This window comes from Vibrio sp. 1288, from assembly GCF_033344475.1.
The window spans coordinates 17,361-36,596 of the sequence record NZ_JAWPOX010000017.1 but is presented as its reverse complement, the minus strand read 5'-3'; the positions used below and the strand labels follow the sequence as shown (position 1 = coordinate 36,596).

Sequence of the window (19,236 nt, the reverse complement as noted above, 5' to 3'; positions counted from 1 at the left end):
TTGATTAGTACCCATGCAATAAAGAAGCCTGCGTTAAAGCAGGCTTCTTTACATTTGCACGATTACATCTTTGATAAGCTATTTTGTTTGATGGCTTGGCGCTTTATAAAAGTGGCTTTCGACTAATCGTTGAGTAATAGGATGCTCGGGATGAGTCAGTACTTGGTTGGTCTCGCCAAACTCGACCACTTCACCTTCATGCATCACCATCACTTTATCAGTAATATGCTTAACAATGCCAATATGCTGAGACACGTACACAAATGACAATCCCATCTCTTCTTGCAACTCGAGGAATAAGTTAATGATCTGCGAGCGCATTGCCATATCCAAACCGTTTAACGCCTCATCAGCGACAATGATGGAAGGTTGAAGAATAAGTGCACGAGCCAAACATACGCGCTGTTTTTGACCGGCAGCTAGCATTTGTGGATAAAAATAGGCGTGCTCAGGCAGCAATCCTACGCGGAGCAAGGTGTTCTTTACACGCTGCATGCGCGCATCTGGCGGCATGTTGGTATTTCGCTTTAGCGGACCTTCTAAAATACGACCAATCTGGATACGTGGGTTTAACGATGTGTTTGGATCTTGGAAAATCATGCGGATGAGCTTGCAGCGTGTCGCGTAATCTTTGTGCTCCAATCGTTCGCCATTCACACGGATCTCTCCGGAGCTTGGTTCAACAACGCCAGCAAGCATACGAGCTAGTGTGGATTTTCCTGACCCGTTTTGACCAATAAAACCAATAGTTTGTCCTGGCTCTAAAGTAAAGCTTACCGGTTTCACTGCCTCATTAACCTGACGTTTGAACAGACGGGAGCGCGTAACAAATTGCTTCGATAAATTATCGACTTCAAGTAACGCACTCATGACTTTTTCTCCGTGTTCAATGGAAAGTGGCAGTTAAATTTATGATTCTTAATTCGTCTGGTGTGTGGAATTTCTACACATTGTTTCTGCGCATATGGGCAACGTGGTCCGAGGCGACAACCGATAGGCAGATGCTGCAATGGCGGAATCGAGCCCGGTAGGGATTGGAGTTTTTGCTTGTGTGGTACCCAATCATTAAAGTCAGGCATCGCTTTAAGCAAGGCATCGGTGTACGGGTGCTTGGGTGCCGCAATGATTTTACTGGTATCGGCAGACTCCACCGACTGACCACAATACATTACCGTAATACGTCCTGCCCACTGTGTTATGGTCGCTAAGTCGTGGCCGATAAGCAGAATGGTTGTGTTATTAAGTTGGTTCATGCGGCTCAACAGACGCAAAATTTGCGATTGGGTAATCGGGTCTAAGTCGTTGGTTGGCTCATCTGCGATCAGCAACTTTGGTTTGGTCGCTATCGCCATGGCAATCATGACTTTTTGACACTCACCATCAGTCAGTTCATAAGGGTAGCTACCCATTAAACGCTTGTGATCTTTAATACCCACTTTATGCAAAAGCGCGATGGCCTGTTTTTTACGCCATTTAAATCGCTCCCACCATTTCCCTTCAAATGCGCGAGATGGAATGGATTCAATCAATTGACGCCCGACTTCCTCTGAAGGGTCAAGACAAGTTGAAGGTTCTTGGAAAATCATCGCAATATCACGAGCAATGACGCGCCGACGCTCTTTTGGTGTAAGCTGAAGCAAGTCAATATTGCCAAGGCGCATACGGTCTGCGGTGATGCGCCAGTTATCTTTACTTACCCCGACAATCGCTTTTGCAACTAAGCTTTTCCCTGAACCAGACTCACCTACAAGACCACGAATTTCGCCTTCGTTCAAAGTTAGGCTCATTCGGTCAACGGCTTTGACCAACCCTTGAGGTGTTTCGATCTCAATGGTCAAATGTCGAATATCTAACAACGGCATTATTCGATCCCCGCATTAAGCGCTTGACGTACACCTTCACCTACTAAGTTTAGGGTAATAACAGTAAACATGATGGTCAGGCCGGGTAGGGTCACTGTCCAAGGTGCAATATAAATAAGCTCGACAGAGTCACCTAATATTGCTCCCCACTCGGTGCTTGGGGCCTGTGCGCCTAGGCCAAGAAAACCCAGTGCCGTAATATCTAAAATCGCAGCAGAGAGCGCGAGTGTGATTTCAGCGGCAATGACCGTCAGAATGTTAGGAAGAATTGAACTCCACAGTAAGTAGAAATCATTAGCGCCATCAAGGCGTGCTGCCATTATGTAGTCTTTTTCAACTTCGGTGTGGACTGCGATATAAACGGAGCGAATAAAACGCGGAATCAAAGCCAAGCAGATTGCGAGTAAAATATTGAACCCACCAAAGCCTAGAAATGCCACAAAAATGATTGCTAATAAGAGCGACGGGATCGACATGACGGTATCGAGCAAGTGGTTGAGAGTACTCGACAGTAAGCCTTTCGTCATACCTGCCAATACGCCAATTAAACAGCCTACAACGGCAGCAATTGCGGTGATGGCGACAGCAGCGCCAAATGTCAGCTGAGAGCCCATAATCAGGCGCGAAAGAATATCTCTACCTAAGTCATCGGTCCCCAAAAAGTAATCAACCGTTCCTGCTGGGGCCCATGATGGCGGCACAAGCAACTCACCTGACTGTGCTTGGGCGTCAAATGGTGCAAGTAGGGGGGCAAAAATGGTAATAAGGACGATAAACACCAAGCACCACAAGCCAAACATGGCTAGTCCGTTGGCGCGGTAGCTTCGCCAAAAACGCTCAAACTGTGTTGGAATGCGCTCTTCCTGATAAACGTTATTTGTTAGCATACCATTCCTTTCGAACTAAAGGGTTAATCATCGCGCCAATCAAATCCGAGAGAATGTTAGCGGTAAGAACCAAAGTCGCAAGTACCATCACGCCAGCTTGGATAGATGCATAGTCTTGGCTTGCCAGCGCATCTAAAAGCCAACGACCAATACCTGGCCAGTTAAAAATAGACTCCGTGATGATAGCTAAGGTAATCATACTCGAAAGTTGAACACCAACTTTGGGAATGATAGGCGGTATCGCATTCCGCAATACATGTTGAGTTACGATTTCGCGGTTAGAAAGACCTTTGATTCTCGCTGCACGGATGTAGTTTTGGCTCATCACTTCCGCTACCGAGGAGCGCATTAGTCCGACAACCTGGGTGGTTGGAGCCAAAGCGAGCACCAAACATGGCAGCACCATATGCTCAATAACGCTTTGCAGTGCATGAGCGCGGTATTCGCCTTTCGCCATGAATGCGTCGATAATGGCAAACCCGGTTACATGATCAATTTCGTAAAGTAAATCATACCGTCCCGCAACGGGAAAGAGTTGGTATTCCAATGAAAAGACCATGATAAGTAACAGAGCTACCCAAAAGATTGGGGCGGAATAACCAGACATTGACATGAATGAAATGCTGGTATCGAGCCATTTACCTTGCTTCATCCCGGCCACGGTTCCAAGTGGAATGCCGATCAAAAGGGACACCAAAAAGGCAAAGAAACACAATTCCAAAGTGGCTGGGAATACAACGGCGAGCTCGTCGTAAATCGCATTGCCGTTTTTACTTATGCCAAAATCGAGTTGAGAAAGGTTGATCAAGTAAGTTTGCCAGCCAGACCAAAAATCAACGTTTGCCCAGTGCGAGAGAGGGTCAAGGCGCAGCAGAGAAAAACCCACTAATGTAAGGATCATCAAAGTGATGATAAATAGGTTAAAGCGTCGAACGGTATACCAAAACATCAGTGAATTCTCTCAACTCTATCAAACGGTTGGGCATTGAAAGGGCTTGATTTGAAGCCTGTCAGCGATTTGTCGTGCACACGGAACTGCACGCCATGCGCCAGAGGAATAACCGGGAACTCTTGATTCAAAATGTTCTGTGCTTGGCGATATAGGTTCAAACGGTAACGCGGTTCTTGAGTTTCTAACGCCAAATCGAGCAAGAAATCGAAGTCATCGTTACACCACATGGACACGTTAAGGCCAACGCGGTCAGACTCGCAAGATAATAAAGGGCGGAAAAAGTTGTCAGGATCCCCGGTATCACCAATCCAACCTGTTAAAAGTAAATCGATATCGTTGATGTTCTCCAAATCCACACGTTCAAACCTATCATCGGTCAGTAGCGTTAATTTAACCCCAATATCGGCAAAATTCGCTTGGATTAACTCCGCAGTCTTACGAGGGCTTGGGTTAAAAGCACGTGGTTCAAGTGGTACCCACATGGTCAATTCTAGGCCGTCTTCGTAGCCTGCATCTCGAAGTAGTGCCAATGCATAATTCCGGTCATAACGAATTTTTACGCTATCTTTTTGATAAGCCCATGAATTAGGTGGTAGCAAGGTATAAGCTTGGGAGCCAGTTCCGTAGTAAACCGAATCTAAAATATTTTGACGGTTGATCGCTAAGTTAAGTGCTTGGCGAACTCGAGTATCACTCAGCGCGGTGGTTTCTGTGTTTATCGCAATAAAGGAAACGTTGTTAGCTGGTGTAGCCGTCAGCTCAAGGTTGTCATTTTCTTGAATGACAGGTATTTGGCTCGAAATAGGTGAAGAGAGTACGTCACACTCGTTTCTTAAAAGTTTAGCTAGTGTACCCGTGCCTCTGTGAGAGATATCGAACACCACTTGTTCCATTTTTGCTGGTGACTTCCAGTAATTAGAATGACGCTCTAATCGAATCAAATCGTTCACTTGGTACTCTTTTAATTGATAAGGGCCGGTACCGATAGGAAGTTGGTCGATTTCTTCTTTATGATCTTTTGCAGCCAATTGCTGTCCGTACTCCGCAGACAAGATAACCGCATGGCTGGTGGCAATATTGGCCAAGAAAGAAAAGTTTGGCTGAGATAACGTAAACCTTACCGTATGCTCATCTATTGCAACCACGTCTTGGAGTAGGTTTTGAAAATCTAACCCTGCAAACCATGGATAAAAACCACCACCTACTTGGTGAAAAGGATGGTCTACATCGATGATTCGCTTGAAGCTAAATACCACATCTTTTGCATTCAATGGGCGAGTGGGTGTGAACCAAGGCGTGGTTTGGAATTTAACACCACGTTTAAGCTTAAACGTGTATTCCGTCCCTGATTCATTTACTGACCAACTCTCGGCGATGCTTGCCACGGGCTGATGTGATTTAGGATCGAGCGTGAGCAGCGTATCGTACAGCTGCGGGCTCAGAGCCTCTGCGGTAATACCGCTATCAATAAGCTGAGGGTTAAACGTGGTCGGCTTACCTTGCCCGCAAAACACAAAGCCAGCTTTGCGAATATCATTGTGGTCAATTTCATCGCCACAAGCGGTCAGTAGGCTAATCCCAATAAGGCTCAGCGATAATCTTATAAAAGCATTCATAATATGAAATGTTCATTGGATCTTGCTCGTTTCGTTTGATCTTACTCTTTCAAAGCTAACAAGCGAAAATGATCTCGCTAATTTATCACCTTTGTGAACTCGCTCCAAACATAAAATCCATACACTGTAAGGTGTTATGCCATAAATGCATGCGAATTAGAGCGCAGTCACGAGCTCGTGTATTGATTGAGTACTCTCGGTCAAGTTAGCTTTGTCCGACCAAACCATATTTTCTAACCATCCCTCGTAATTGGTGATAGCTCAAGCCAAGTAGCTCGGCTGCTTGTCGTTGATTAAACTTGGCTTCTTCCAATGCACGATTGAGTAAATGGATATCTTGTTCCTCTTGCCATTGTTTATAGTCTAGAGGGAATTGGATGGTGTTGCTTGATGCTTCCTCTTCTTGTTGTTCTGCTTGTTTTGCACTATGGCCAAGCGCGCTGTGCCAAACCGTTTCAAAAGGATTGAAAATCAGTTCATCAATTGGGTCAGCATTCAGACCATGTTGGTAAATCGCACGTTCAATCACGTTTTTTAGTTCGCGGACGTTACCGGGCCATTCATATTCAATAAGCGACTGCTGCGCTTTTGGGGTAAAACCGACAAAGTATTCCAGTTGCAGTTCACGACACATTTTCATCGCGTAGTGCTCTGCTAAAGAGAGAATGTCTTCTTTGCGCTCGCGAAGAGGGGGTAACATAATGACATCGAAGGCTAGCCTGTCGAGCAGATCTGCACGAAAATCACCTTGCTCTGCCAACTTTGGTAGGTCGGCATTGGTTGCACAAACAAGTCGAACATCCGCATTGAGAGCGGTATGACCGCCAACTCGTTCATATTCACCATATTCAATGACACGTAATAGCTTTTCTTGAACTAAAAGTGGTGCGGTTGCCAGTTCGTCAAGAAACAAAGTACCGCCCTCGGCGCGCTCGAAACGCCCTTTATGCTTACCTTTAGAGCCCGTGAAGGAGCCGGATTCATGTCCAAACAATTCGGAATCTATTAGCCCTTCGCTTAATGTCGCACAGTTGAGTGATAGTAGTGGTTTATCCCAACGTCTTGATAAATAATGCAAACGCTGAGCGATGAGTTCTTTACCCGTACCTCGTTCACCAATGATGAGGACAGGGCGCTCAATGGGTGCAAGTTGTGATACTTTATCTAGTACAGCGAGAAAAGCAGGTGATTCACCAATCAGGTTTTGCTTCATAAAGTCCTTCTTATTTAACAGCCGAGCCATGATTCAGGGATAGAGTTGGTAAATTTCACCAACAGTTGGTGAAAAACATCATAGCACAATAGTGTGTAACGACAACAAAATGAATAACACTCTGATTTAAAAGAAAATTATAAGTTGGCACGTTACTTGTTATATATTCAGGGAGACACAAGGTTAATCACCACCTTGTCGAGTTTTAATAGGAAAAAAGAGGAGTTCCGTTATGGGTATTTTTTCTCGATTTGCAGATATCGTTAACTCAAACATCAGTGCATTACTGGACAAGGCGGAAGATCCTGAAAAAATGATCCGTCTTATCATTCAAGAAATGGAAGACACACTTGTTGAAGTGCGTACTAACTCGGCTAAAGCGATTGCAGACAAGAAAGAGTTGGCTCGTAAGGTTGAAACGTTAGAAGAGCAAATTGGCGAATGGGGCCAAAAAGCGAGCTTAGCATTAGTGAAAGAGCGTGAAGATCTAGCTCGTGCAGCGTTAATTGAAAAGCAAAAGCTAGAGCAAGTGATTAAAGGCCTCCACACTGAGCAAACCTTAGTGGAAGAAACGATCGATAAGCTTACTGGCGAGATTGGTAAGTTGGAAAGCAAAATTGCTGAAACGCGCGCAAAACAGCAAGCACTAGCAATTCGTAACCAAACTGCATCTAACCGTCGTGATGTGCAAAAACACCTGCACACTAGCCGCACTAATGAAGCGATGGCGAAATTTGAGCAGTACTCACGTAAAGTGGATGAAATGGAAGCGGAAGCAGACCTGTATGCTCAAACTGGTAATGCTAAATCGCTAGAACAAGAGTTTGCAGAGTTGCAGGCACAAGACGAAATTGAAAAAGAGTTGGCAAAACTGAAAGAACAGATGTCATCGAAAGATAAATAAGAAAGGAGCCATTTATGTCGGCATTTTTTATAGCAGGACCAGTGATTGTCTTTTTAATCTTTGTCGCTCCACTATGGCTCTTCTTACACTATCGCAGCAAACGCAAAACAGATAGTGCACTGTCGAGCCAAGATTTAGAGCGCCTTCAGGTACTATCTGAAAAAGCGGAAGCGATGCAGTCCCGAGTTGATACATTGGAGCGCATCTTGGATGCTGAGTCACCAACATGGAGACGCAAGTATGAATAATCGAGAACTGTATCGTGATCCAGTAAATGGCAAAATCTCCGGTGTTTGCGCCGGTATTGCCAACTACTTTGGTGCAGAAGTTTGGTTGATTCGTATTGTAGTGATTTCTGCAGCGCTGCTAGGTGGTACGTTTTTGGTATTGTTAGCGTACGTCGCGATGGCGTTTATGTTAGAAAAGCAACCAGTAACGTATTCTGAAAATATCAGAGCGCAGCAAGAGCATACGCTCAAAAGTAAGCCTTGGCAGAAAGGGCAAAGCCCTGATCAACTGCTCAGTGTGTTGGAAAGGGATTTTGACCGTCTTGATGGCAAAATTCGTAACATGGAAGCTTATGTTACGTCTGATACATATAGGGTGAACAGAGAATTCAGTAAGCTCTAGGCATTTTGTATCCAAAGAAGATTTAACTGAAGCAGGCATAAAGCCTGCTTTTTTATCACAAATTACTAATTTTAAAGCACTATTAATCTTTTCTACTCTGGAAGTTCGTTCAAAATTCATCTACTTTAAAAATAATCCCCCAATTTTTATGGATGAATGTAATGAGAAAATTGCTCATTCCTATTGCCATCTCGGCTGTCTTGTCGGGGTGCGGCAAAGAACTTCCTCCTGTTCCTGAACCTGAATCGCGTCCTGCGAAGCTATTTACAGTATCTGTTGGCAATGCCCAGTTTGAGCGACATTTTCCTGCCACGACGGAAGCTGGCGATAGAGCAGTACTGACATTTCGAGTTCCAGGGCTTCTTCAAACGATAGAAGTGAATGAAGGTCAAGTCGTCAGTAAAGGTGATGTTTTGGCGTCATTAAACCCAGATGAATATTCTCTGCTCGAACAGCAAGCTCGGGCAAATTTTTTGCTCGCAGATGTGCAATACAAGCGATACCAAAAGCTACGTAAAGACCAAGTAGTATCTGAGCAAGATTTTGATGAGGCAAAAGCGAACCACAACTCGGCAAAAGCTCAATGGAATCAAGCAAAGGCAAACTTAAGATATACCAAACTTGTCGCGCCATATGATGGCACCATTTCGTACATTCCAGCAGAAAACCATGAATATGTTGCCGCGAAAGAAGGGGTGATGAATATTCAGTCCAACCAACTCCTCAAAGTGATATTCCAAATCCCAGACTATCTTCTAAATCGTTACACGCAGGGGAGCGATGTCTCTGCCAGAATGATATTTGATGCGTTCCCCGAGCAAGCCTTTGACTTAACCTTTCAGGAAATCGATACTGAAGCCGACCCTAAAACGGGCAGTTACAAAGTTACGATGGTCATGGAGCGACCAGCAGAAATAGGCCTTTTGCCGGGAATGTCTGGCAATGCTTACCTCCTGTCCAAAAGTGCAGGAGCGACAAAGATTCCTAACTCCGCGTTGCTAGAAGAGAACGGCAAAACATACGTTTGGCGTGTCGATGAGCAAGGCATTGTGTCCAAAGCCGCAATTGAGATGAATGACAAAAATCAAGTGTTAGCCGGGCTTAACGATGGCGACCAAATCATTATCTCGGGTGTCAGTGTAATTGAACCCGGAATTAAGGTAAGAGCGTGGATTAAGGAAAGAGGGTTGTAATATGAAAGGAATCATCTCTCTAGCGACTTTACTTTCAACGCTTTTTCTCGTTGGCTGTGGGGATAAGGCGCCAGAAAAAGAGCTCGAAACGCCACGAGTTAGAGTTACGTCATTAGCGGGAAACAAGGTGGACGACAACTTGTACTTCCCTGCGGTTGCGAATGCAGCGGATCGCTCTCATTTGAGCTTCAGAGTGGCAGGAGAAGTCAGCCGCATCATGGTAAAAGAGGGCGACAAAGTCACGAAGGGTGATGTTATTGCAACGCTAGATCCCACTGACTATGAGTTGGATGTAGATAATGCGAGTGCGCGTTTTTCTGTTGTCGACAGTCAGTATCGCCGCTCACGCCCTTTGGTTGATAAAGGCCTATTAGCTAAGTCTCAGTTTGATGAAATTGCAGCACAACGACAAATCGCCTTAGCTGAGCTTCAGTTAGCCAAACTTCGTCTATCATTTACTGCCTTAAAAGCGCCCGTGGATGGGATTATTTCGCGAGTTAATATCGACCAATTCGAAAATGTTCAAGTCGGACAGCATATCGTTAATATTCACAGCTTGGAGCGAGTCGAAGTGTTGATTCAGCTTCCAGACCGCCTCTATGTGAACCAACCGCCAACGGAAGAAAGACTCACAGCGATCAAAGCATTGGTGCGCGTGCCCAGCGGTAACGAATATAACGCGACGGTAAAAGAATTTACGACCGAACCCGATCCAACAACAGGTACGTTTACTGTCACACTGTCGCTTCCTATGCCGGAAGAAGAGTACATCCTAGATGGTATGGCTGTTGAGGTAACGTCTAAAGACGAGAATGTTGGGCTTGATCTCAACCTAGGAATTAATGTCCCTATCGAAGCCATTTTTAATGCGGACGGTGACGAGCTGGGGCGCGAAAACAAATTTGTTTGGGTACTGAATGACGACAATACGGTATCGCGCAAACAGGTGCGAGCAGGTAAGGCATCTAAAACGTCCATTCAAATCCTTGATGGTCTCATGCTCAAAGACAAAGTTGTGATTGCCGGTGTTTCTCGATTAAGGGATGGCATGAAAGTGGAAGTGATACAGGAAATGGCTACGCAGGAGGCCGGTCTATGAGCGATCTTAATAAATCAGTGCCTCAAAGTGATGATGATGTGACCGGTATTGCTGCGTACTTCATCCGAAATCGCGTCATCAGTTGGATGGTTGCACTGATATTTTTGATTGGTGGTATCGCCGCATTCTTTGGTTTAGGGCGTCTTGAGGACCCTGCTTTTACTATTAAAGATGCGATGGTAGTGACCTCTTACCCTGGTGCTACACCGCAACAAGTCGAAGAAGAAGTGACGTATCCAATCGAAAAAGCGATTCAGCAGCTTACTTATGTTGATGAAGTAAATTCGATTTCTAGCCGAGGCTTATCTCAAATCACGGTCACGATGAAGAACAATTATGGCCCTGATGATCTACCACAAATTTGGGATGAGTTGCGCCGTAAAGTGAACGACCTTAAAGGGACGTTGCCTCCAGGTGTGAATGAACCTCAAGTGATCGATGATTTTGGTGATGTTTACGGGATTTTGTTAGCGGTGACTGGCGACGGTTATAGCTATAAAGAGCTACTGGATTACGTCGATTACTTACGCCGAGAGCTCGAACTGGTTGATGGCGTGAGTAAAGTTTCGGTATCCGGGCAACAGCAAGAGCAAGTTTTCATCGAAGTATCGATGAAAAAGCTGAGCAGTATAGGTCTTGCTCCGGATACCGTGTTTAATCTTCTTTCGACGCAAAACGTGGTTTCTGACGCAGGAGCGATCAGAATTGGTGACGAGTACATCAGAATTCAGCCGACTGGCGAGTTCCAGAGTGTGGAGGAGCTGGGTGATTTGTTGATTACTGAGTCGGGCGCTCAGGGGCTCATTTTCTTGAAAGATGTGGCGGAAATAAAACGCGGGTATGTAGAAGTACCGAGTAATATTATTAATTTTAACGGAAGTCTTGCACTAAACGTCGGCGTTTCTTTTGCTGAAGGCGTCAATGTGGTTGAAGTCGGAAAAGCATTTGATCATCGCCTTGCCGAGCTAAAGTACCAACAACCTGTCGGTATCGAAATTTCCGAAATTTACAGTCAGCCTAAAGAGGTGGATAAATCGGTTAGCGGTTTTGTTGTGAGCTTAGCTCAAGCAGTCGGTATCGTTATTATCGTACTTCTGTTCTTTATGGGGCTACGTTCGGGGCTACTTATTGGTTTAATCTTGCTGCTGACGGTATTGGGTACGTTCATTTTCATGAAGTATCTCGCGATAGATTTGCAGCGGATTTCATTAGGTGCCTTGGTTATCGCGTTAGGTATGCTGGTGGACAATGCAATCGTTGTGGTTGAGGGGATTTTGATTGGTACTCAAAAAGGGCGAACTCGACTCCAAGCAGCGACCGACATTGTTACCCAAACAAAGTGGCCATTACTTGGGGCAACTGTGATTGCGGTAACTGCATTTGCGCCAATTGGACTGTCTGAAGACTCGACGGGCGAATACTGTGGCACTTTATTTACGGTTCTGCTGATCTCTTTAATGTTGAGCTGGTTTACCGCTATCTCGTTGACACCATTCTTTGCTGACATCTTCTTTAAAGGCCAGAAGATTAAACAAGGTGAAGGGGAAGAAAATGATCCATATAACGGGGTTATTTTCGTTATTTATAAAAAGTTTCTTCAGTTTTGTATGCGTCGTGCTTGGTTTACCGTTGTGGTGCTGATTGTGGGATTAGCGGCAAGTGTTTACGGGTTCACCTTTGTGAAGCAAGCGTTTTTCCCATCTTCGACAACGCCGATTTTTCAGTTAGATGTATGGATGCCAGAAGGAACTGATATTCGAGCAACCAACACAACGCTTAAAGAGTTAGAAAGTTGGTTAGCTAAGCAAGAGCATGTTGACCATATCACGACGACCGCGGGTAAAGGCTTACAGCGCTTCATGTTAACGTACGCGCCAGAGAAAAGTTATGCGGCTTATGGTGAGATAACCACTCGTATGGAAAATTACGAAGCGTTGAAACCATTAATGGCGAAGTTTCGAGAGTATTTAAAAGCCAACTATCCAGAAATCAATTACAAGCTCAAACAGATTGAGTTAGGCCCTGGTGGTGGTGCAAAAATTGAAGCGCGTATTATTGGCTCAGATCCAACCGTCCTTCGTACGATAGCCGCTCAGGTCAAGGACATCATGTACGCCGACCCTCAGGCAACAAATATCAGGCATGATTGGCGTGAACGAACCCAAGTTCTTGAACCTCAGTTTAACGAGAGTCAGGCACGTCGCTATGGCATTACCAAATCGGACGTCGATGATTTCTTGTCCATGTCATTCTCTGGAATGACGATAGGCTTATACCGAGACGGCACGACGCTCATGCCTATAGTGGCTCGTTTACCAGAAGATGAGCGCATTGATATTCGTAACATCGAAGGCATGAAAATATGGAGTCCAGCACAGAGTGAGTTTATCCCACTTCAACAAGTCACAATGGGTTACGACATGCGTTGGGAGGATCCTATCATCGTACGTAAGAACCGTAAGCGTATGCTCACTGTGATGGCAGACCCTGATATTCTAGGTGAAGAAACCGCATCGACGTTGCAAAAACGTTTACAGCCCCAAATCGAAGCGATTCAAATGCCTCCTGGCTATTCACTAGAGTGGGGTGGTGAATACGAATCTTCTGGTGATGCTCAAGAGTCGCTGTTTACTACCATGCCAATGGGGTACTTGTTCATGTTCTTGATCACTGTATTCCTATTTAACTCTATCAAAGAGCCACTCATTGTTTGGCTTACCGTGCCGCTGGCGTTAATTGGTGTCACTACCGGTTTGTTGGCGCTCAACACGCCGTTTGGTTTTATGGCATTGCTCGGCTTCTTAAGCTTATCGGGAATGGTGCTCAAAAATGGCATCGTATTACTGGACCAAATTGAAATTGAAATGAAGTCCGGTAAAGAGGCTTATGACGCGGTCGTTGATGCTGCGGTAAGTCGCGTCCGTCCCGTTTGTATGGCTGCTATCACGACGATCCTTGGTATGATCCCACTGTTGCCAGATATTTTCTTCAAACCAATGGCGGTTACGATTATGTTTGGTTTGGGTTTTGCGACAGTCCTGACACTGATTGTCGTGCCAGTGTTGTATCGTTTGTTCCATAAAGTGGCAGTACCGAAACAGGCTTAGTGCTACTGATATAACGATGAAAAGTATTGCGCCTCTAGCTCATCAGTTAGAGGCGCTTTTTAAGGAAGAATAATGACAGAACAAAAAACGTGTGCGTGGGCGATGAATCACCCATTAGAGCGCGAATATCATGATTCCGAATGGGGCGTGCCAGTATATGACGACCAAGTCCTGTTTGAATTTATTACTTTGGAAGGTGCGCAAGCTGGACTTAGCTGGATCACCATCCTTAAAAAACGCGAAGGTTACAGAGAAGCGTTCGAGAATTACGATCTAGATGCGTTGGAACAAAGAAATGAAGAACGCGCTGAATACATCGTGGAAAACTTCGATGTTGTGAGACATCGCGGAAAGATTAACTCGGTATTCAGTAATGCCAAAGCGGCTAAAGCGTTAATTGCTGAATACGGGAGTTTATCAGACGCGTTGTGGCAGTTCGTGGACGGCGAACCAATCATTAATCAATGGCAACATATGAGTGACGTACCAGCTTCGACAGAGCAATCCAAAGCCATGAGTAAATTCCTAAAAAAGAAAGGCTTCAAGTTTGTCGGTGAAACCATCTGTTATGCTTTCATGCAAGCCGTCGGCATGGTGGATGACCATATCGTTGGATGTCCTAAAAAGCAGAATAAGTAACGTTTGGCGATTAAGCTAATGTTGTTAGTTCTGGCTATCATGAATACGTTCCAAAGCTTCGATTCGACGCCATTGAGTGGCATCGAAGCTTTGTTTTCTTAAAGAAATGATTTCTGCCTGTTTTTCGTCTTGCCCTAGAAAATCCCTATTCAGAATATTTTGACGCTGCTTTAAGTAAGTGGCGAGTTGAGTCTCAAATGATGCTCTTTGCTCATCAAGCTTTTGCAGCCTCTGCGCTCCGGCATCTCCTACCAGAGCAACACGGGCGATGTACTTGTCTTGTGAATCAAGCTGAGAAGCTTGCTCGAGCTGCTCTGCTAATGCGTTATTGCGTTCACTTTCTCGTATGTAATCCGGTTGTTCTGATAACGCTTGATTGAGAAGGTGTGCTTGACTCTCGATATCCGATGCCTGCGTTTTAATCGTCAGCTTTTCTAAAGCAAGTTGGCGAAGTCGGTTTTCTTCGTCAAACAATTGGGTTATCTGCACCTCGTTAAAGTATTGAAGCTGTAAGTTCAGTATTGCTTCATTCAGCATGGTTAACTGTTCAAGCGTTAGGTGGTTGTGCTCAAAAGGCTCTAATGCAGTGAGTGCTTGCTTGTAGGAAAGGTAGGCTTGAAAAAGTGTGGCATCAATATTCAGAGTTTGCTTTGCTAAAGTGTCATCATTGACTTCCGCTTTGATCGTATCGAGATCTTCTTCGCCCAGCCGGCTAAGAGAATATTCGAAGAAGTCTTTTGGGGAAGAGACATCGGCGGCTATATCTTGCTGAGATTGCGAATGGTTAGAGGTTATCTCTTGTTGTTTGTCGCTTTGCAACAGAGAAAGTGCTCCCACGCCAAATATCGAGAGCAGGATAAAAGTGGTGAGAGCGACTTTCTTCATTGTGATGACCTCTTATAAACCTTGAAGTTTGAGACGATTTGCATGTTGGCGATAAAGCGTGACTGGATCGGTTTCAAAAAGATGATGAATACCGAGTAGGCCGTTAATTTCATCCAAATGGTTCATTTGATAATCATCACGTATGACTTTGCCCAAATGTGTGCTGCACGCACCAACTAAGCCATCATTTGGCCCATCAAAGGCTAAGCCAAGTACCATCATGGCAGCGTCGGTCGGATCGAAAACGTTTGTAAAAGTGGATGATCCGGTCCATGAGTAGTAATAAACGCCATTTGAAGCTAGCAAGTCACCATTACCACATTCACTGGTAGGGACTCCCTCCGGGTAGTGTTGGTTAAACGCTAATGATCCTTCCGTGGTTAATGCTGCTAGTGAGGCTAAAGGGTCTTGGTCGAGATCAGAACCACCTGATAGAAGATTAATAAGAGTAGTTAAGCCTTGCGCCAGTTTTACCGCGAGCTGCTCACTACCCGAACCCTCGGATACGGTGCCACGAACTAGATCTGCCACTTTAGACCCTTTATTAACGCCTCCTATACTCGTAACTGATGCGACTAGGTCAGGACGGACAGAGGCAACATAGCGCGTTGTTGGACCACCATGACTGTGACCAATGAGATTGACTTTCTCTGCGCCTGTTGCTGCAAGTAAGGTTTCGACTTGAGCAAGCAGTTGCTCCCCTCGAACTTCGCTGCTATTGGTCGCGGATACCTGTGCAACATAAACCGTAGCGCCATCTTTTGTTAAGGAATGTGGTATTCCGAAAAAGTAATCAACGCCTGCCAGGGTATCAAAACCAAACAAACCGTGAACCAGAACAATCGGATACTTGGTTTGGGTATAACCTGTTGCAGCGTATACGGAGGTTATTGGGACGGTAACTAAGGTAAAAAGCATTAGCGCTATAAATTTGAGTTTCAAAACTATCTCCTTGTGGTATGACCTCTTATGAATGATAAAAAGTAGGAGAGAAACTCTAAATTTGGAAAGCCTATTTGTGGCACATTATTTCATTCTGTGACTGCTCAATTGAAAAACAACACAAATGATTAACATTAATTAATAGTTCTGGTGAATGTTAGTTAATTCTAATTAAGTCAGGGAGTTATAAAAACGCCCCGCAATGCAGGGCGATTCAATCATTGTTATAGGGAGACTTCTTTTTCAAGCATTAAGGCATTATAACGCGCAAAACCAGCCTCTAAATCAGCGATCAAGTCATTTACGTCTTCTAAGCCAATATGAATACGAACCAAAGTACCTTCAAAGTGTGGGTGAGCTACGGTTCTCAGACTGTTAAAGCTCTTAGGTTCGTTAGCTAGAATGAGGCTTTCATAACCGCCCCAAGAGTAACCCATACTGAAGTGTTTCATGCCATCAAGCAGAGCCGTCGTCGCTTTTGGATAAGACGTTTTGAGAACAAATGAAAACAAGCCGTTTCCCCCTGTGAAGTCTCGTTTGAAAAACTCATGGCCAGGGCTTGTTTCTAAAGCTGGATGGCGGACATGATCAACTTCTGGGCGAGAAGCGAGCCACTGAGCGACTTTTAAACTGCTTTCTGCGTGCTGTCTTAGGCGAACATCCAACGTGCGAATACCTCGAAGACCTAGGTATGCGTCGTCAGGAGAAACGCACTGACCCATCAGGTAGCTTTGTTCACGAAGCTGATCCCAATACTTTTCAGAAGCCACAGCAGTACCTAGCATGACATCTGAATGTCCAACGATATACTTAGTCGCCGCTTGAATGGAAATGTCTACGCCATGCTCGAAAGGAGAGAAGTTCACGCCAGCTCCCCATGTGTTGTCAAGCATCACAATGATATCTTGCTCGTGGGCAATGCGCGCTAATGTAGGTACATCTTGGACTTCCATGGTTATTGAACCAGGAGATTCCAAGAAAAGGACTTTGGTATTCGGCTGAATCAAGTCTCGGATACCTTCACCGATCATTGGGTCATAATAGGTGGTTTCGATGCCCATCTTTTTCATGATGGTGTTACAAAAGTCACGAGTTGGTTCGTAACAAGTGTCCACCATTAGAATGTGATCGCCAGTTTCAACGAAAGAGAGGATGGCGTTTGAAATTGCTGCCGTTCCACAAGGGTAAAGCGCGCAACCAGCTCCACCTTCAATCTCAACCATTGCGTCTTGGAAAGCAAAGTGCGTGTTGGTGCCTCGGCGACCATAAAACAATGTTTTGTTTGCACGATTAATGGTGGCTTGGTTCTTTTCTGCAACGGTATTGAATACCACGGTTGAAGCGCGTTGAACGGGTGGGTTTACAACACCATTTGTCCACTTTTTATCGCGGCCAGCGGTAATGAGTTTGGTTTTTTTTCCCTCTGACATAAAAGTTCCCTGTCTTAAATATTGCGGTTTTGAATATTTAAAACATGGACGACGTAGGTTATGCAAGGGAAAAGTCAACTATCAGCCAATAACAGCCAAGATGAACAGGTAATGATGTCGAGAGGTATCGTGTAGATAGGGAGCTAAAAGAACAAACCTCCAGCAGGATGCATGTAGCGCTGGAGGTTTTTTAGCCTGTGTATTTGAGGTATTAGAGGAGTGGGTTGAAGAGATAGAACACTCGCTCTAAGAACCGAGAAAATAGGCTCCTTTTCTCCCATTCTTCCAATACAACAGTGTGAGATTGCTTAATATAGCTATCTTGTAACCAAGACATTTGCTTGGTGAACTCTTCGTCATCAACGGCGAGGGTCACTTCGAAGTTCAGCCACAAGCTGCGCATATCCATGTTTACGGTGCCAACTAAACAGAATTGGTCGTCAATTACGACAGATTTTGTATGCAGCAAACCACCATAAAACTCATAAATCTTGACCCCTGCACTCAAGAGCTCACTATAAAAAGCGCGTGAAGCCCATTGCACCATCATAGAGTCATTTTTATGGGGAATAATGAGTTCAACGTTAATGCCTCGTTGTGCTGTCATCTTTAACGTTTCGAGTAAATCAGCATTGGGCACGAAATATGGTGTTGTGATTCGTACCGAGCGATTGGCTTGGTTTATTGCCAATGTTAATACTTGATAGATCAGATATTCCGGCATACCTGGGCCAGAAGGCACAACCTGAATAGGGTGTTGGAATTCACTCTCATCGATCTTGCATTCAGGTAGTCTTGGTAAATGACGTTCGCCAGTTTCGACTTCCCAATCCCAACAGTGGATGGCACTCAATACGTTTACCGTTGGTCCTGTAATGCGAACCATGATATCCACCCAATGCCCAACGCCACTATTTTGCTTGAAGTAAGCCGGGTCAACCAAGTTCATTGAACCTGTATAAGCAATTTCATCATCAATTACGATGATCTTGCGATGTTGGCGAAGATCAAGACGACGTAAGAAAATACGCCACATCTTCACTTCTAGCGCTTGAATAACTTCAATTCCAGCATCCTGCATCATTCGATACCAAGGACTTCTGAAAAAACGTGGACTACCTGCTGAATCGAGCAATAGTTTGACATCTACGCCGCGTTTAGCCGCTTGAATAAGCGCAGAAGCGACAGAGTCAGCCAAACCACCCGGATGCCAAATGTAGAATACCATTCGAATACTGCTCTGCGCGTTTTCGATGTCTTCAATAATGGAATGCAAAATCTCATTAGGTGACTGTTGCAGCGACAATGTATTACCGCTCAATGCGGGAAGACCAAGGCGGTTGTTACAAAGTTCATCAATTCGGTAGATGTGCCTTCCCATCGTTTCTGGGTTGTGCGCGTTACAGTCGTTAAGCTGACTGAACCACTTCTCGAATGGTGTAAACATCTCTTTCGCACGTTCGGCTCGCTTTCTGCCTAAGTTCAGTTCACCGAAGAGGAAATAACATGCGACACCCAGAACGGGAAGGATATAAATGATCATTAGCCAAGCTAAAGACACGCTCACTGCACGGCGCTTTAAAACGACACGAATGGTCACACCTGCGACCAGTAACCAATATAGCCCGATGCCAGCTAAAGTAAGAAAGTGATAAAACTTGTCCATATACGCTCAGAGTAATATGCCCTTCTAGGATATTAAGCATAAAAGTGGGTTGGGGGAATAGATTTCCCATTTAGACGTGGGATTGACCTTATATGAGGAACGAATTTCATAACAGCTGATTCTGTTATTTTAATGTGAAAAATAAGGTCATTCTTTAACTTTTGAACAAAAAAGCAGCATTTAACCTGCGTAACTCGACACTTGTGCGATA

At 44.8% G+C, this 19,236-nt stretch carries 17 protein-coding genes; 7 read left to right on the top strand and 10 right to left on the bottom strand.

Going from position 1 to position 19,236, the window contains the following annotated elements:
* Positions 1-78: 78 nt before the first annotated feature.
* The 6 genes from R8O11_RS14025 to pspF form a co-directional block, all read right to left on the bottom strand.
* Positions 79-870 carry an ATP-binding cassette domain-containing protein gene (locus tag R8O11_RS14025; RefSeq protein WP_005393308.1) on the bottom strand — a complete coding sequence of 264 codons (792 nt, stop codon included), beginning with the start codon at positions 868-870 and terminating at the stop codon, positions 79-81.
* On the bottom strand, positions 867-1,862 hold the full coding sequence (locus tag R8O11_RS14020) for an oligopeptide/dipeptide ABC transporter ATP-binding protein (protein WP_005378126.1): 996 nt from the start codon (positions 1,860-1,862) through the stop codon (positions 867-869). The genes R8O11_RS14025 and R8O11_RS14020 overlap by 4 nt, the downstream gene beginning before the upstream one ends.
* Positions 1,862-2,749, bottom strand: a complete 888-nt coding sequence (locus R8O11_RS14015) for an ABC transporter permease subunit (RefSeq protein WP_005378123.1) — start codon at positions 2,747-2,749, stop codon at positions 1,862-1,864. Before R8O11_RS14015 ends, R8O11_RS14020 begins: the two co-directional genes overlap by 1 nt.
* Positions 2,736-3,698, bottom strand: a complete 963-nt coding sequence (locus R8O11_RS14010) for an ABC transporter permease (RefSeq protein WP_005378122.1) — start codon at positions 3,696-3,698, stop codon at positions 2,736-2,738. Before R8O11_RS14010 ends, R8O11_RS14015 begins: the two co-directional genes overlap by 14 nt.
* Complete coding sequence (gene sapA, locus R8O11_RS14005) at positions 3,698-5,317, bottom strand: ABC transporter substrate-binding protein SapA (RefSeq protein WP_213969489.1); 1,620 nt, start codon at positions 5,315-5,317, stop codon at positions 3,698-3,700. Before sapA ends, R8O11_RS14010 begins: the two co-directional genes overlap by 1 nt.
* A 205-nt stretch (positions 5,318-5,522) precedes the next feature.
* Positions 5,523-6,530, bottom strand: coding sequence for a phage shock protein operon transcriptional activator (pspF, locus tag R8O11_RS14000; protein WP_213969490.1), 1,008 nt, complete (start codon positions 6,528-6,530; stop codon positions 5,523-5,525).
* Between the two features lie 232 nt (positions 6,531-6,762).
* On the opposite strand from pspF, the gene pspA reads away from it, so the two are divergent.
* The 7 genes from pspA (at position 6,763) to R8O11_RS13965 (ending at position 14,102) form a co-directional block, all read left to right on the top strand.
* A complete protein-coding gene (gene pspA, locus R8O11_RS13995) occupies positions 6,763-7,434 on the top strand; it encodes a phage shock protein PspA (RefSeq protein WP_005378119.1) in 672 nt (223 codons plus the stop codon).
* 14 nt (positions 7,435-7,448) lie between these two features.
* Complete coding sequence (pspB, locus tag R8O11_RS13990; RefSeq protein WP_005378117.1) at positions 7,449-7,682, top strand: envelope stress response membrane protein PspB; 234 nt, start codon at positions 7,449-7,451, stop codon at positions 7,680-7,682.
* Positions 7,675-8,064 carry an envelope stress response membrane protein PspC gene (gene pspC / locus R8O11_RS13985; RefSeq protein ID WP_017634673.1) on the top strand — a complete coding sequence of 130 codons (390 nt, stop codon included), beginning with the start codon at positions 7,675-7,677 and terminating at the stop codon, positions 8,062-8,064. The genes pspB and pspC overlap by 8 nt, the downstream gene beginning before the upstream one ends.
* A gap of 161 nt (positions 8,065-8,225) precedes the next feature.
* On the top strand, positions 8,226-9,257 hold the full coding sequence (locus tag R8O11_RS13980) for an efflux RND transporter periplasmic adaptor subunit (RefSeq protein WP_053307438.1): 1,032 nt from the start codon (positions 8,226-8,228) through the stop codon (positions 9,255-9,257).
* A gap of 1 nt (position 9,258) precedes the next feature.
* Positions 9,259-10,356 (top strand): efflux RND transporter periplasmic adaptor subunit, encoded by a 1,098-nt coding sequence (locus tag R8O11_RS13975; RefSeq protein ID WP_005378112.1) that lies wholly within the window; start codon positions 9,259-9,261, stop codon positions 10,354-10,356.
* Positions 10,353-13,463, top strand: coding sequence for an efflux RND transporter permease subunit VmeI (gene vmeI, locus R8O11_RS13970; RefSeq protein WP_053307437.1), 3,111 nt, complete (start codon positions 10,353-10,355; stop codon positions 13,461-13,463). The genes R8O11_RS13975 and vmeI overlap by 4 nt, the downstream gene beginning before the upstream one ends.
* Before the next feature lie 72 nt (positions 13,464-13,535).
* Positions 13,536-14,102: a DNA-3-methyladenine glycosylase I gene (locus R8O11_RS13965; RefSeq protein ID WP_053807226.1), complete on the top strand. Its 567-nt coding sequence runs from the start codon at positions 13,536-13,538 to the stop codon at positions 14,100-14,102.
* 24 nt (positions 14,103-14,126) lie between these two features.
* Here the strand turns inward: R8O11_RS13965 and R8O11_RS13960 are convergent, their stop codons facing one another.
* The 4 genes from R8O11_RS13960 to cls form a co-directional block, all read right to left on the bottom strand.
* Positions 14,127-14,987, bottom strand: a complete 861-nt coding sequence (locus R8O11_RS13960) for a lipase secretion chaperone (RefSeq protein WP_182016153.1) — start codon at positions 14,985-14,987, stop codon at positions 14,127-14,129.
* A 12-nt stretch (positions 14,988-14,999) separates the two neighbouring features.
* Positions 15,000-15,905 (bottom strand): esterase/lipase family protein, encoded by a 906-nt coding sequence (locus R8O11_RS13955; RefSeq protein ID WP_017820863.1) that lies wholly within the window; start codon positions 15,903-15,905, stop codon positions 15,000-15,002.
* 248 nt (positions 15,906-16,153) lie between these two features.
* Positions 16,154-17,359, bottom strand: coding sequence for a cystathionine beta-lyase (locus R8O11_RS13950; protein WP_017820862.1), 1,206 nt, complete (start codon positions 17,357-17,359; stop codon positions 16,154-16,156).
* Positions 17,360-17,570: 211 nt separating this feature from the next.
* Complete coding sequence (gene cls / locus R8O11_RS13945; protein ID WP_017820861.1) at positions 17,571-19,025, bottom strand: cardiolipin synthase; 1,455 nt, start codon at positions 19,023-19,025, stop codon at positions 17,571-17,573.
* Positions 19,026-19,236: the final 211 nt, after the last annotated feature.

Bases quoted from the DNA above. Each gene is read 5' to 3' on its own strand.
- R8O11_RS14025 (WP_005393308.1), bottom strand. From the start codon at position 870: ATGAGTGCGTTACTTGAAGTCGATAATTTATCGAAGCAATTTGTTACG.
- R8O11_RS14020 (WP_005378126.1), bottom strand. From the start codon at position 1,862: ATGCCGTTGTTAGATATTCGACATTTGACCATTGAGATCGAAACACCT.
- R8O11_RS14015 (WP_005378123.1), bottom strand. From the start codon at position 2,749: ATGCTAACAAATAACGTTTATCAGGAAGAGCGCATTCCAACACAGTTT.
- R8O11_RS14010 (WP_005378122.1), bottom strand. From the start codon at position 3,698: ATGTTTTGGTATACCGTTCGACGCTTTAACCTATTTATCATCACTTTG.
- sapA (WP_213969489.1), bottom strand. From the start codon at position 5,317: ATGAATGCTTTTATAAGATTATCGCTGAGCCTTATTGGGATTAGCCTA.
- pspF (WP_213969490.1), bottom strand. From the start codon at position 6,530: ATGAAGCAAAACCTGATTGGTGAATCACCTGCTTTTCTCGCTGTACTA.
- pspA (WP_005378119.1), top strand. From the start codon at position 6,763: ATGGGTATTTTTTCTCGATTTGCAGATATCGTTAACTCAAACATCAGT.
- pspB (WP_005378117.1), top strand. From the start codon at position 7,449: ATGTCGGCATTTTTTATAGCAGGACCAGTGATTGTCTTTTTAATCTTT.
- pspC (WP_017634673.1), top strand. From the start codon at position 7,675: ATGAATAATCGAGAACTGTATCGTGATCCAGTAAATGGCAAAATCTCC.
- R8O11_RS13980 (WP_053307438.1), top strand. From the start codon at position 8,226: ATGAGAAAATTGCTCATTCCTATTGCCATCTCGGCTGTCTTGTCGGGG.
- R8O11_RS13975 (WP_005378112.1), top strand. From the start codon at position 9,259: ATGAAAGGAATCATCTCTCTAGCGACTTTACTTTCAACGCTTTTTCTC.
- vmeI (WP_053307437.1), top strand. From the start codon at position 10,353: ATGAGCGATCTTAATAAATCAGTGCCTCAAAGTGATGATGATGTGACC.
- R8O11_RS13965 (WP_053807226.1), top strand. From the start codon at position 13,536: ATGACAGAACAAAAAACGTGTGCGTGGGCGATGAATCACCCATTAGAG.
- R8O11_RS13960 (WP_182016153.1), bottom strand. From the start codon at position 14,987: ATGAAGAAAGTCGCTCTCACCACTTTTATCCTGCTCTCGATATTTGGC.
- R8O11_RS13955 (WP_017820863.1), bottom strand. From the start codon at position 15,905: ATGCTTTTTACCTTAGTTACCGTCCCAATAACCTCCGTATACGCTGCA.
- R8O11_RS13950 (WP_017820862.1), bottom strand. From the start codon at position 17,359: ATGTCAGAGGGAAAAAAAACCAAACTCATTACCGCTGGCCGCGATAAA.
- cls (WP_017820861.1), bottom strand. From the start codon at position 19,025: ATGGACAAGTTTTATCACTTTCTTACTTTAGCTGGCATCGGGCTATAT.